At 71.1% G+C, this 13114-nt stretch carries 13 protein-coding genes; 3 read left to right on the top strand and 10 right to left on the bottom strand.

The features are described 5' to 3' along the window. The first annotated feature begins 45 nt into the window (after nucleotides 1–45). A complete protein-coding gene (locus QA861_RS44995) occupies nucleotides 46–1389 on the top strand; it encodes a glycoside hydrolase family protein (protein ID WP_334594732.1) in 1344 nt (447 codons plus the stop codon). Nucleotides 1390–1635: 246 nt separating this feature from the next. Here the strand turns inward: QA861_RS44995 and QA861_RS44985 are convergent, their stop codons facing one another. Further along, on the bottom strand, nucleotides 1636–1800 hold the full coding sequence (locus tag QA861_RS44985) for a hypothetical protein (RefSeq protein WP_334595066.1): 165 nt from the start codon (nucleotides 1798–1800) through the stop codon (nucleotides 1636–1638). 293 nt (nucleotides 1801–2093) lie between these two features. On the opposite strand from QA861_RS44985, the gene QA861_RS44980 reads away from it, so the two are divergent. Continuing rightward, on the top strand, nucleotides 2094–2660 hold the full coding sequence (locus QA861_RS44980) for a hypothetical protein (protein ID WP_334594731.1): 567 nt from the start codon (nucleotides 2094–2096) through the stop codon (nucleotides 2658–2660). A 33-nt stretch (nucleotides 2661–2693) separates the two neighbouring features. Here the strand turns inward: QA861_RS44980 and QA861_RS44975 are convergent, their stop codons facing one another. Further along, on the bottom strand, nucleotides 2694–2870 hold the full coding sequence (locus QA861_RS44975; RefSeq protein ID WP_334594730.1) for a thiazolylpeptide-type bacteriocin: 177 nt from the start codon (nucleotides 2868–2870) through the stop codon (nucleotides 2694–2696). A 520-nt stretch (nucleotides 2871–3390) separates the two neighbouring features. Next, nucleotides 3391–4062 (bottom strand): pyridoxine/pyridoxamine 5'-phosphate oxidase, encoded by a 672-nt coding sequence (locus QA861_RS44970; RefSeq protein WP_334594729.1) that lies wholly within the window; start codon nucleotides 4060–4062, stop codon nucleotides 3391–3393. A 335-nt stretch (nucleotides 4063–4397) separates the two neighbouring features. Here QA861_RS44970 and QA861_RS44965 point away from each other — a divergent pair, with 335 nt between their 5' ends. Beyond that, nucleotides 4398–4991 (top strand): ribonuclease FAU-1 family protein, encoded by a 594-nt coding sequence (locus QA861_RS44965; protein WP_334594728.1) that lies wholly within the window; start codon nucleotides 4398–4400, stop codon nucleotides 4989–4991. A 14-nt stretch (nucleotides 4992–5005) separates the two neighbouring features. Here the strand turns inward: QA861_RS44965 and QA861_RS44960 are convergent, their stop codons facing one another. The 7 genes from QA861_RS44960 to sbnB all read right to left on the bottom strand — a co-directional run bounded on the left by QA861_RS44960 (nucleotide 5006) and on the right by sbnB (nucleotide 13100). Next, nucleotides 5006–7273, bottom strand: coding sequence for an FAD/NAD(P)-binding protein (locus QA861_RS44960; RefSeq protein ID WP_334594727.1), 2268 nt, complete (start codon nucleotides 7271–7273; stop codon nucleotides 5006–5008). Further along, complete coding sequence (locus tag QA861_RS44955) at nucleotides 7270–8331, bottom strand: pyridoxal-phosphate-dependent aminotransferase family protein (protein WP_334594726.1); 1062 nt, start codon at nucleotides 8329–8331, stop codon at nucleotides 7270–7272. Before QA861_RS44955 ends, QA861_RS44960 begins: the two co-directional genes overlap by 4 nt. 166 nt (nucleotides 8332–8497) lie before the next feature. Further along, a complete protein-coding gene (locus QA861_RS44950) occupies nucleotides 8498–9328 on the bottom strand; it encodes an amino acid kinase family protein (protein ID WP_334594725.1) in 831 nt (276 codons plus the stop codon). Beyond that, nucleotides 9325–9996, bottom strand: coding sequence for a nucleoside/nucleotide kinase family protein (locus tag QA861_RS44945; RefSeq protein ID WP_334594724.1), 672 nt, complete (start codon nucleotides 9994–9996; stop codon nucleotides 9325–9327). Before QA861_RS44945 ends, QA861_RS44950 begins: the two co-directional genes overlap by 4 nt. Then, nucleotides 9993–10265, bottom strand: a complete 273-nt coding sequence (locus QA861_RS44940) for a phosphopantetheine-binding protein (protein ID WP_334594723.1) — start codon at nucleotides 10263–10265, stop codon at nucleotides 9993–9995. The genes QA861_RS44945 and QA861_RS44940 overlap by 4 nt, the downstream gene beginning before the upstream one ends. 100 nt (nucleotides 10266–10365) lie before the next feature. Continuing rightward, nucleotides 10366–12027 (bottom strand): amino acid adenylation domain-containing protein, encoded by a 1662-nt coding sequence (locus tag QA861_RS44935; protein WP_334594722.1) that lies wholly within the window; start codon nucleotides 12025–12027, stop codon nucleotides 10366–10368. Beyond that, entirely contained in the window at nucleotides 12024–13100 is a 1077-nt protein-coding gene (gene sbnB, locus QA861_RS44930; RefSeq protein ID WP_334594721.1) for a 2,3-diaminopropionate biosynthesis protein SbnB, read from the bottom strand. Before sbnB ends, QA861_RS44935 begins: the two co-directional genes overlap by 4 nt. Nucleotides 13101–13114 lie beyond the last annotated feature (14 nt).

Raw genomic sequence — 13114 nt, 5'->3', positions numbered from 1 at the left:
GCGCGTCGACATCACTGGTCGACATCACGACGAGAGGAGCCGTTCATGCGCTACGCCCCGCCCGGCCTCTGTGTGAACGACTTCGCCCTGCTGTCGAACGACGGGGTCTATACGTTGCTCCACCTGCAGGGCCCCTGGACCGACCGCTTCGACCACCTGCACATGGAGACCTCGTACGGCAGAGCCGTCTCCACCGACCTGGTGGCCTGGGAACCCCAGGGCACCGCGTTCGGCGTCGGACTGCCCGGCCGGTTCGACCAGCAGGCCGTGTGGACGATGCATCCGGTCCCGTACGGGGAGGGGCTGGCAATGTTCTACACGGGGGTCCAGACGCTGACGGCCGGGGGCTGGCCGCTGCAGGCGGTGGGGTTGGCGGTTTCCGACCGCCGGGACGGGACCGCCTGGCGGCGCCGGGGCACCGGTCCGGTGGTACGCGCCGACCCCCGCTGGTACCGAACCGGCGAGTCCATGGGCTGGCGCGACCCGTTCGTCGTCCGCGACGACGAGGGAACCGGCTGGGCCATGGCCGTCTGCGCCAGTGACGCGTCCCTGCCCGTGGAGGTCAGCGGCTGTGTCGGTTTTGCCACGTCGCCCGACCTGACGCACTGGCAGGTGCACCCGCCGCTGATCTCGCCCGGCGACATCGACCAGTTGGAGTGCCCGGTCCTGGAGCGGACGGGGGACGGCTGGTTGCTGCTCGGGTGTCTGGGCTCCGCCAACCGTTTCGACGCCTGGTCGGCACCACGGCTGCGGGGGCCGTGGGAGCATCTGGGCCCGGCGGGCCCGCCGGGCGCCTACGCACCCCGGGTGATGGTGGCACCCGACGGTGCCCGGGTGGTGCTGCACACCACGCCCCGCCGGGTCGGTCTGCGGGACTCCGGCGATTTTTGCCGGGGCATGCTGGCCCAGCCCAAGGTGCTGACGGTCGCACCTGGTGGGGCCGCCGGCACCACGGCCCGACTGGAGTGGTGGAACGGCCTGGACAACTGGCTGGAGCAGCCCACGGACCGCCCGGTCCTGCACGCGGTCGGGGACATCGACATCACCGGCTCGGCCGAGGTGGTCCTGCGTACGGACAACGGCAGCCCGGCGCTCGTGGTCCACTGCGACGCCACACACGTACGAGTGACCGGAACCGGCGGATCCCCCCTCCAGGAGGCGGCGCTCACCCAGCCCGTCCGGCGATTGCGCATCCTGACCGTCGGTGAGTACGTCGAGGTGTACGCGGACGGCGTCTTCATCCTGACGACGCTTTGCTACTCGGGCCGGCCTGTGACCTGGACGGAGACCGTGGCGGGGAGTGCCCGATCAGTGCCGGTGCGTCCGGTGCGCCTGCCGGTCCCCCACCGCGACGACGCCTCGGCGATCTGGCCGGGCCCCGCCACCTGACCCAGAAGGACGCTGCGGTGGCAGACATGATCGGAGCGGAGCTCCTGATCGAGGAGGCCATGACCATCCGGGAGCAGGTAGGCCGGGTTTCCGAGATCACGTGGTCGAAGGTGCAGGCCACGCCGGGGACGATTGCGACGACCCAGGTGTACGCGTTGCGTCGACTCGACGCACTCGCGGAGAAGATGGAGCGCAAGGACAAGATCGGTGATCTCGCCGAGGCGGCCAAGGAAGCCGAGTCCAAGCTCAGGAGTGGCTCGCGGCTTCCAACCGGCCGAACTTCCGTGCCTGCGCGAGGTAGGTCTCTTCATCCAGCGCCCGGTCCCCGGGCAGGGGACCGGCGTCCAGGTGCCGTGCCAGGCTCTCCCAGGGGAGTCCCTGGCCCAGCGCACCCCGGCCGATGATGTCCACGTGCGGGCCGTGCAACCATCCCCGGCGAGGCGTACGACGGCGCCCCCGCTGTCGCGCACGGCGCGGGCGAGGGGCACCACGGACCTGGAGAGCCATCCCGGCGTCACCGGCGCTCTGGTGAGGAGCCGGACTCCTGCGGGGTGGTCTTCTGGCGCATCGGCACTCATGGGCACTCATCTTTCAAGAATCGAATGCGATCAGAAAAGGGCTGCCGATTACTTCCTGCCAAGCGTCATGTGTTTCATGACAGCTGTACTGCATTCCGGGACGAAGGGCTGCGGTACGCTGGGCCGGTGATCAATGAATCCGGCAGCCGAAAGTTGAGCGAAAACCGGCCCGTACAGGGCGCGGTCATCATGTCTGTTTTCGCTTCGATGTGGGAAATCCTGGGGGTGTCAGGACTGATACCTCGGGTGTCCGCGCCGGCGTTGTTCTGCATAGTCGCGCTGGCCGCGGCAGTGGCGGTCACGGCGGTGACCCTCACCATCCGGTTCGGGGCGTTGCCGGGCCAAAGGTGTATGCGCCGGGTGGCGCCGAACAGCTTCCGGGTTTTCGGCCAGGTGAATATCGGCCAGACCGTGGCGGTCGTCGCGGCGATCCTGCTCCTCGGCCGGCTCGGTCTGTGGCTCTACGTTCCCGCCGCGGTGTGCCTGATCGTCGGGCTGCACTTCCTCCCGCTCGCGCGGTCCTTTGCGCAGCCGCAGTACTGGTGGACCGGTGCGCTGCTCATGGCCCTGGCGCTGGTCGCGATCCTGACGCTGGCCGGCGGGATCGGCGCCGCGAACGTCCGTGTCCTGCTGGGATTCGGGGCCGCCGCCGTCCTGTGGGCCACCGCGCTGCACGTCGCCCGCCGGGGCTGATCCACGGGCCCGGTCCCGGACGGGCGGCCTTCGTCAGCAGGTGGACGACGAGCAGGTCGACGAGGACGACGACATGCCGCCGCTGCCGCCGGAGGCGCCCATCTCGGGCAAGGCCACGCCCTGCGAGACCTCCAGGACCTCCAGTTCGGTCACGTCGAACGAGGCGAAGACCTGCTCGATGTCAGCAGAATTGACCGAGACGGTGTTCATTGAGAACTCCTCAACAGTTTCGAATTTCCTGGCCGGAAACCAGTGTGTGGCGCCTTCGATTGACACTTGGCACGTGCGTGATTACTGGTATCACGAGCGGCGGCCAATCGGAATTCCGAGTTCCGTTGAATGGGAAAGTGAACGCCCCCACCTGTTCGGTGGGGGCTCAATTCTTAATTTCCGTCCGTGCGCTCAGGTCCGGCGGTGTCGAGGCCGAGGACACGCGCCGACATGTCGGCGTTCCCGATGGCCAGACCGCATGGAGCAGTCCGGCCGGCCGGTGGAAGGCGCGGGTGGGCGCGATCCTCTGCTGCGCAGCCCGTCGATGACCTCGTCGGCGCCTGCGGCGTGCGCCGTGGCGTCCCCGTCCTCGGGCCTGGCCGAGGGTGGTGTTCTCCCTCGCCGACAGAGGCCAGTTCGCGTAGGACTGCGGTACGAGCGACACCACCGGGCCCAGGAACCCCAACCGTGTGGCGGCCGGGGTCCTGGGTCCGGCAGGGCGTCGGTGAAGCGCCTGGAGTCACGGCCAGAGCAGTTGCTTGTCCCAGCCGTCGGCGGAACGGAGGTAGGCGAGCCGGGTGTGCTTGCGCTGCTTGTCGCCCTGCCAGAACTCGACGCTGTGCGGGTCCAGGGTGTAGAGGGTCCACTCCGGCACCACCAGGTCGGGTTCGCGTTCCAGCCGGGCGAGCGACTCCTCGGTCGCCGCCGAGACGCTCTTCGGGTCGTCCAGCGTCCTGCTCTGCATGCCGGCCAGTGCCTCCGCGCGGGATCCCAGTGAGCGGGCGAGGAAATCCTGGGCGCTGAGTTCCGGGCTCTCTGGCGCCACCGCGCCACGTAGCCGCACCTGGCGGGCCTGCAGCGGCCAGTAGAACGTGAGAGCGGCTGCGGGGGTGGCCGCCAGGTCCCGGCCCTTGGGGCTGGCCGCGTGGGAGGCGAAGCTCCAGCCGGCCGGGCCGACATCCTTCAGCAGCAGCACCCGTGCCGACGGCGTTCCGTCCTGCCCCGCCGTCGACAACGTCATGGCGTGCGGTTCGCGCACGCCTGCCGCGATGGCCTCTGTCAGCCACTCGGTGAACAGCTCCTGCGGTGTGTCCGGGGTCTCCTGCGGACCGAACTCCGGCAGTGCGCCCGCGAACACGTCAAGACTCCGGAGTACCTCACGCACGGTGGGTGACTTCTGCTCAGTGGCCATGTGTCTCGCTTCTTCGCTCGGGGGTTCGCAGGATCATCAAAAGACGGGGTGAACGGTACCGGGAGGGGCCGGCGGAGCACGCCGCGCGTCTGAACGGTCCCGCCCGGCGGTGACGGGCACGGCAGGACCGGTCGGCCGCCGGTCGTGCGCCGGGTGCGTGCCCCTGGCGGTCCGGCCGCAGCGGCGTTCGCGCAGCTCTGCGGGGCGCAGACCCCTGGAAACGTACTTCATCCGCACGATGAAGACCAACTACGGTCTTCAGTAAGGCAGTTGGTGAGATCGGGGGATGGCCGGAATGCGGCAGAACCATGATCGGAAAGGGGTAATGTCATCCCATGCAGGCGAGATTCACTCCAGGGCAGGTCATCGCGAGACGCGAGATGCTGGACGGCCGGGAATGGCTGCTCTACCCGGTGCGGGTGGTCGCCGACGAGGGCGATCTGGTGGCCGTCTACCTCTCCGAGCGCACTCCGCTGACCTTCGGCGCCGGTGAGTTCAGCTGGGGGCCGCACCCCTGGAGCCTGCACGACCCGGTCTGGCAGTCCGACGGTGTCCTCCAGATCCAGCGCGCCTCCGACGCCTACGCGGTCTGGCAACGCCGCAGTGGCGACGCCTTCGAGGGGTGGTACGTGAACTTCCAGCAACCCCTGCGGCGCGGCGTACACGGTTTCGACACCCTCGATCTCGAACTCGACCTGTGGATCCCTGGCGACGGCTCCCCCTCCCGGTGGAAGGACGTTGAGGAGTTCCACGCGCTGGAGCGCAGTGGCGCACTCTCCGCGGAGCAGGCCGGCCAGGTGCGCCGCGCCGCGGCGGACGTGACAGACCTGGTCAGTCGCGGAGCTTGCTGGTGGGAACGGTGGCGTGACTGGCGTCCGCCCGGGGGCTGGGAGGTGCCCGGCCCGATCGGACCAGGCACCCTCCGGTGAGCGGTGGCCCTCGCTCATCGGCTCTCCGGTGCGGTGACGTCCGGCCAGAACCCCTTCAGCCACAGCAGGATGTCCTGCATCACGTGATGGTTCTGGTGCGGCCGTAGTGCCCCCAGCTGGAAGAACATGACTCCCTCGCTCGGCGGACCGAGCAGGGTCAGCCGTGTGTCGGTGCGGCCGTCCGCCTGTACCGGATGGAAGGCGGTCGTCAGGTCCAGCCCGCCCGGCGAGAAGCCGGCCTCCCCCTGGCCCGGGTTGGTCCACTTGCGTACCAGCCCACGCCGCAGCAGGTTCGGATAGAGCGGACGCACGTCGTTGGCGGCGTCGAAAGGATGCACCCGCGAGTCCACCAGGACGTCCACCCCGATGTCCGCGCCCGTGACGGGGCCCCGCACCCGGAACCTGCCTGAGGACTCGTCCGTCTCCACCACCGCGTCCGGTCCGGCCGACACGTCCACGAGACCGTGCCGGATCAGCGCGCGCATCTTCTCCATCACCACGAGCGCGGCCCCGTTGCACAGCCGGTTGTGGTGGCGCATGTACACATCGAGGAAATCCCGGTGCGACGAGGCCCGCAGACCGCCGAAGTCGAGCGCGTGCGACAGAACATGGCGCAGGTCCCGCCAGACCCCGTCGGCCGCCGCCTTGGCCGGGTTCCAGAGGTTGTCCTGCGCGGCCCAGCGGTGGTCGAGGTCGATGAAGTCGAGAAGCGCCTCCCGGTACTGCTCAGGGGTGCGACAGTCCTCACGCGGCAGCGGCTCGATCATGCGTTCCCACGAGAAGCGGCTGGCCGCGGCGGACTTCCGGTGCCGGAAGGGGGAGTCCGCCGCGTCGACAGCCGCGGCGAACGCGTCGCCGTCCCCGCGCAGGGCGCCCATCTCCGCGGCCCGTTCCGGACCGAAGACCACCGCCAGAAATCGCTCCAGGGCGCTCTCGGCCCAGTCCGGTACGTTGGCCGGACCGAGCCCCGCCCCCGCCAGGGCGCCATCGACCACCGCCACCGCCTCGTCGACGGCCCGTTCCAGCGGGGCCAGCAGCCGCTCGACCGACATCTGGGACGCGGCTCCCGACCCGCCGTCGGTGAGGAACGCCTCGTACTCCGGCCGCGCGGCCAGCTCCGCGGCCCGGCCGAACTCAGGCCCGAAGAGGGTCGTGTAGTAGAGGTGCGCCATCTCCAGGACCACGACGGGCAGCAGGTGAGCACGGAAGTCCAGTTGTCTGCGCTCAGTCCTGCCCACCCGGGCGGGCTGCCCGGCCGACGTCCGCAGCCGGTCCACGGCCTCCTCGACGAGGAACGTTCCCCGGTGCTCCAGATTCTGCGGATCGCGCTCCTTGGCGTTGTAGGGGCGTGCGAAGGTGAACAGGCCGGAGCGGCTGAACGCCACGATCGAGGCGGGCTCGGCGCCAGAGGGCCGGTACTCCAGCAGCTCGTCGGGACCGGTGACGAAGCTGCCCCCGCGGCCCTCGGTCAGATGGAGGATCACGTCGATCGTGGTCAGGCCCATGCCCAGGCAGCCCACCACGCGGTCGGGACCGGCCGCACCGGCCGGGAATGCCTGGTCCAACGGGTAGGCCGAGGGCAGGAACTCCGCCTGTCCCCGCCCCGCGAACTCCGTCCATCGGCGAGGCCCCGCGTACATCAGGGGGTTGTTGGAGGAGTGCCCGGTCACCATGAGGACGTGGCTGGCGCGCACCGGCCGGGTGCCCGCCGCGGTGACCACGGTCAGCCTTCCGTCGCCGCCGTCGTCCAGATCGACGACTTCGGCGGTGTGGAGCAGGACGCGTATCCCCGGCCGCTGCCGCAGCAGCCGCACGTAAAGGTCGAACTGGTCGCGCAGCGCCTGGCCGTGGACGTACCGCTTCGGCCAGTCCTCGGCCGTCAGGTCGAACACCAGATCCCCGGTGTCGCGGAACCTCCTGCGGCACCATTCCAGCAGGGTCGGCCGGTCGGCGGGGTCCAGCAGGGGTCCGGCGTCCACCACGCTCTCGTCGGCGGCGAACCCCACCTGCCCGACGATACGGTTGAGGTAGCTCGTGGCGGGCTGGTCCGGACTGTGCACCTGACCTGCGCCGAACTGCCCCGTCCGGTCGAAGACGTGGATCTCCAGGTCGAACGGGCCCGCCGCGTCCCGGGTGGCGGACGCCAGCCGGTCCAGCACATACGTGCAGCTGGGCCCGCCCCCGACGATCGCCAGGGTCACCCCTGCGGTGCTCGTGGAGTCCTTCTGCTCCGGGCCGGGGCGCAGACCGGCGGACGGCGTGGAGAACACGGTGTCGGTCATAGGGCGGCTCCGGCGTACTGGGTGACAACCCGGTCGTAGGCGGACAGGAAGCGGGTGATGTCCTCGTCGGTGAGGTGGCCCATGGTGGAGAGCCGGAACTCCCGCACCCCGCGTGCCTGGGTCGAGTACACGACGAACCCCTCGGCCTTGAGACCGTCGTGCAGCTCCTCGTACGTCATTCCGTCGGGAAGCGCGAAGGCCGTCAGCGAGCTGGCGCGGTGCTCGGGGGGAAGCCGGAGCGCGAGGCCGCGTTCGGCGAGACCGCCGCGCAGCCGCTCGGCCAGGGCTGTGTACCGTTCGTGGCGTTGCGGAGTGCCTTCGCGCAGGGCCAGGTCGAGTGCGGTGTCGAACGCCGCCATGATCTGAAGAGGCAGGGTGAACAGGGGAACCCCGTCATGTTCCTGGGCGACGAAGTGGCGGTGCAGGTCCAGGGAGAAGGTCCGCGCCGGGACCGCCTCCAGAGCGGCCAGACGCTCCCGCGCGCCGACGACGAAGCTCACCCCGGGGAAACCCTCCAGGCACTTGTTCGTGGTGCCGACGCACCAGTCGACGCCGTCGGCGACCAGGTCGAACGCCTCGGCGCCCAGGCTGCTGATCGCGTCGACGGCCAGGGACCGGCCGTGCCGGGCGGTCACCGCGCCGATCTCCCGCAGCGGGTTGAGCATCCCTGTGCTCGTCTCGTGGTGCACGAGGGCGACGTGCGTGAGGGACGGGTCCCCGGCCAGGGACCGCTCGACCACCGCCGGGTCGACCGGGCGGCCCCAGCCGAACGTCAGGTGCTCGACGGCGATGCCGTGCACCGACAGGATCCGGGCCAGCCGCTCCCCGTAGTGGCCGTTGTCGATCACGAGGACGCGGCCGTCCGCAGGAACCACGGAGGAGAAGGCCGCCTCCAGCGCCGTGGTCCCCGAACCCGCCAACAGGACCGCGGCGTGCCGGTCGTCACCGCCGCAGACACGGGTGGTCTTCCTCCTGATCCGTTGCATCAGCGCGAGTGCCTCCGGTTCGCGGTGGCACAGGTCGGGCAGGGTGAGCGCGGCCCGGACTTCCTCGGACACGTTCACCGGTCCTGGATTCATCAGGACCACGCGGTTCTGCGGCCGTGGCTCGGTCGGGGCGGGAGAAGGGGACATGGGGACTCCACCGGATCGAAGGTGTGGACACTGATGACCGGGCGCGACGGGCGCCCGGTGCCGGGTGGACCGGGCCCTGCCGGGGCAGGGCCTAGACGGGGCGGCTGCGAGAGATCAGGGTGCGTGGAAGGTCCTGCGGCCATTCGGCCATCGGGGCCATCAGATGGCGCAGCCCGGCGGCCTTGCGGTCGCCCCGGGAAATGACACACTCGGCGCCGCGGTCGGCGTGCGAGAAGAACGCCTCCACCTTCCCGTGCATCGCCCCACTCGTGTCCCAGGCGGCGGTCGGCCAGAGGTACGCGTAAGCCCGTTCGGGGTCCGCCGCGTCCAGGTACGGCACGACCGGACTGTCGCCGCCGGGACCGGCGTGGATGCCTGGCACGTCGGTGAGGGCGACCACCCGGACCGGCCCGAAGGAGCCGTCCAGGAGGATTCCGGGCACGTGGTCGCTGCCCAGGATGCGCAGCCCGCCGTCGGCGGTCAGCACGCAGTCCCCGGAGAGCACCGGCAGCACACCTGCCGTCAGCAGCCGAGACACCACCCCGGTCTGGAAGACCGGGCCGTCCGCGCCCTCCGCGTACATCGCCATCGCCTGGAGCGGCGCGGCGGGCAGCCCGACGGCGCGGAACGCCTCGGTCCACACCCATTTCACGTCGAACGTCGCCCGGGTCAGGGGCAGCAGGGCCAGTCGCCCGTCGTGTTCCTTACGGCGTACCGAGGAGTGGCCGAGGGCACCGCCCCCCGCCACGAAGACCACCCGGCCGGGATGGCTCCGCACCAGGTCCGCCACCAGCTCCGCGTAGTCCCGCACGGCGGCCTCGTCGATGTCGTGGTCGCTGCGCTTGTCCGACACGAGGCTGCCGCCGACCTTGACCACGACGGTCCGGGGCGCCCCCTGACCGCCCGCGCTGCCGCTCCTCATCGTGCCCCCGTATCCGCCGCCGCACGGTGCGCGCTCGTCAGCCGCCCCACCGTGCCGATGACGACCGCGTCGACCAAGACCTCCACGGGCTGCGCGGCGTCGATCTCCCGCCAGCCGAAGCGTGCCGCCCAGCCGTCCAGCACTTCCAGCACGTGCCGCTGGTGCGTCAGGAAGCTCTCCCGGGAGCACGTCGGATCCATCCCGCACTCGTACGGCACGAGGTCCCGGCCTGCCTTGCGCTCCCACGCCCGCTCCGGTTCGAGCCGGAGATAGACCACCTCGGAGGAGGGCGGAAGCCCGGCCGCCACCGACTCCACCCACGTGCGGTCCAGCCCGTAGGCGATCTCGCTCGCCGCGTGCTTCATCCAGTACCCGTCCAGCAAGGTCACCGCCGCTTCCGGGCCGCCCGGCGCCCGGCCGCGCAGTGCCAGGTCGATGGACCACATCAGGAACAGGAAGCGCGGGCCGGGCGGCATGTCCGCCACGCAGGTCCGCGCGGCCGGGACATCACGGCGCAGCAGGTCCGCTGTCGGATACCGGGGATTGCCGACGATGTTCCACCGCTCGACGCGTTCGACGGCGGTCCCCGCGCTCGCGAGACGCTCGGCGGCCAGCCGTGTGACGGTGGACTTGCCGGCCCCGTCGGCCCCGGCGACGGAGACGATCATCGGTTCTCCCCGCCGTCCTGCACCCGGGGCAACAGACCCGCGACGGTGGCCCAGAGCCTTCCGGGGGTCCGGAACGTCTCCCGGTCCAGCGCCTCGTCAGGGAACTCGATCGCGTAGCACTCCTCGACAGCGACCACCAGAGCGACGACGCCCAGCGAGTTCAGGCCCTCGTCGAAGAGGTCGTCGTCAGCGGTGAGCCGGGCTGCCACGGGGCCACTGAGCTGGGAGGCCAGCAGGGTTCTGAAGCGATCGTCCCAAGGTTCGTTCATGGCTGTGCTCCGCATGTCATCGATGGGTGTTCAGGTATGTGCGGGCCGGTCGGCGGACCCGTGTGCACAGGTCCGCCGGGGCCGCGTCCGGGCCGGAGGTTCACGGGGCGGCGCCCCGCCCGGCATCGGCCACCGCGTCGGCGTCTCGCAGGGCGCGATGGTCGGTCTTCCCGTTACGGGTGAGAGGCAGCGCCTCCCACGACCGCCACCGCCCGGGCACCATCGCCGCGGGCAGCCGGCTGCGGAGATGCTCCTTGAGTTCGTCGGTCGAGACCGGCCCGCGCGGGCTGTAGTGCGCGGTCAGCTCCGCGGCTCCGTCCGTACCGCTGACGACGACGGCGCAGCTGTCGACGGCGGGATGGCGGCTGAGTACGACCTCGACCTCGTCGAGTTCCATGCGCACGCCGGACACCTTGACCTGACGGTCGGCCCGGCCCAAGTAGTGCACCCTGCCGTCCACCACGCGGGCGAGGTCGCCCGTCCGGTACAGCCGCCCGGTCGGCGATCCGGGATCTATCACGTCCCGGAAGAACGCGGCCCGCGTCGTGGCCTCGTCGTTGAGATAGCCCAGCCCGACCGGCAGCCCGCCCACGAACAGCTCGCCCGGCTCGCCCTCCGCCGCCGCCTGCCACCGGCCGTCGCTCTCACCGGCCAGCACGTGCAGGACGGCGTTGACGACCGCGGTGCCGACCGGCAGTCGTTCCAGCGCCGCCTCCGCCGCCCCCACCACCTGGTGGGTCACGTCGTCGGAACACTCCGTGGGCCCGTAGGCGTTCAGCAGTCTGGCCCGGGGCAGACCCGCCAACACCCGCTGTGCCAGGGCGGGCCGCAGCTCCTCACCGGTGGAGATGACCCAGCGCAGCCCCACCAGGGAGTCGGGGCCGGTCCGGCCGACCTGGTCCACCAGCCAGCCCAGCACGGTGGGCACCAGCTCCACCACGCTCACCCGGGACCGGGAGAGGGCGCGCGTCAGCCGCCGGGGGAAGGCCAGGTCGGCGTCGTCGATGACGGCGACCGTGCCTCCGACGAGCAGCGGGGCCAGCATCTGCCACACCGCGATGTCGAAGATCAGCGGCGCGCTGAACGCCACGGTGTCGTCGCGATCCAGGGACAGGTCGAGCACCTTCGCCCACAGGTGGTTCATCATGCCCTGGTGCTCGACCAGTGCCCCCTTGGGGCGGCCCGTCGTCCCCGACGTGAAGATGGCGTACCGGGGCTCGCGCGAGCGGTCGCCCACCGCGGCCGTGGGAGGAGCACCGCTCGCCGCGGTGCGGCCGGGGACCGGAACCGGCTCGACGCCGGCCCGCGCCGCCGCCTCCCGGACCGGACCGGTGGCGGACGTGGTGCAGTCCACCAGCCAGCGGGCCGCACCACGCTTCAGGACGTCCGCGACCCGCGCGGCGGGCCAGCCGGGATCGACGGGCAGGTAGACGGCGGCGAGACTCTCCGCGGCCAGCAGCACCGCGATGATGTCCGGACAGCGCAGTCCGGTCACCGCGACGACGTCGCCCGGACCGCATCCCCTGCCGAGCAGGTCGGCGCGGATCGCGCCGACCCGCTCCAGCAGGCCCCGATAGGTCACGACCGTGTCGCCGTGGACCACGGCGGCCTTGTCCCCGTCCGTCCCGGCGTGCCGGGCGACGTGGTCGAGAACCGCGCTCGCCGTGTCCACCGGCAGCGGGTTGCGCAGCGCGCGGGCACGCGCCGCCTCGGCCGCGCCGGGCAGGAGGCGGAGGTCGCCGAGGGAGGTTCCGCCGCTCATCGGTCGCTCCCGGCCGGGGTGCCCACCGGGTCGGGGCTGCGGTGACGGTCGACGTCGTGGAAGAAGCCGTCGACCCGCAGCAGCTCGTCCGTCCGGGCGGCCCGGTCATGGGTGAAGTGGCCGACCGCGAGGTCCAGTACCCCCAGCCCGAACGGCGAGAAGATGACCGTGCGGTCGGCGGGCACCACGACCTGGCCGGTGAGGACGTCGTACAGGGTGCCGTCGATGAAGTCCCGCGATCCGGTGCGCTGCTCCACGAGGTGCACCGAGGTGTCGGCCTTCAGGACGTGCTCGACGTCGTCGACGACGTTGCAGGCCGCCTCGACGACCTGGTGGCCCAGGTCGCGCAGCGAGACGTGCAGGACCACCGGATGGTGCCCGAACCAGTCCGGGTCGGTGATGTGCGGGGTGGAGGCGGTGGTGGCGAAAACCACGACGTCGCTGGAGCGCACCAGTTCCTCCGCCGATCCGTGCACCCGCACCGGCACCTGCGGTGTCCGGTCGGCGAGATGGCCGGCGAAGCTCTCGGCGTATGCGGGCGACAGGTCGTACACCCCGACCTCGGTCAGGTCCCAGCCGAGCACCGAGAGGTAGTCGTGCAGGTACCGGGCGATGAGACCGGTCCCCACGAAGCCGATCCGGCGCGGTGCCGGCCGGTCACGGGTCAGCTCCCGTGCGGCGACCGCCGCTGAGGCGGCGGTGCGCACCGCGCTGATGATGGAGCTCTCCAGACAGGCGTACGGGTACCCGGTCCGGGCGTCGTTGAGGATCAGGACCGCGGAGGCGCGCGGAATCCCGTGCGAGAGGTTCTCCGGGAAGCTCGATATCCATTTCAGCCCGTCCACACCGAACTCCCCGCCCAGCGAGGCGGGCAGCGCGATGATGCGCGCGGTGGGCCGGTCGGGGAAGCGCAGGAAGTACGACGGCGGGTTGACCGTCCGGCCCGCCCCGTGCAGGCGGTACGCCTGCTCGACGATGTCCATGACCTCGTGCTGTCGGCCCGCCAGGCACCGGTGCACCGTAGCTCCGGGGACGACCGAGAAGGCCGGGGTCCCGACCTGTTGTTCCGTCACGGTTGCTCCAGGGG

It is taken from the genome of Streptomyces sp. B21-083 (assembly GCF_036898825.1).
Classification (GTDB): domain Bacteria; phylum Actinomycetota; class Actinomycetes; order Streptomycetales; family Streptomycetaceae; genus Streptomyces.
The sequence above is the reverse complement of the archived record's forward strand: the minus strand, read 5'-3'. Positions and strand labels throughout refer to the sequence as shown.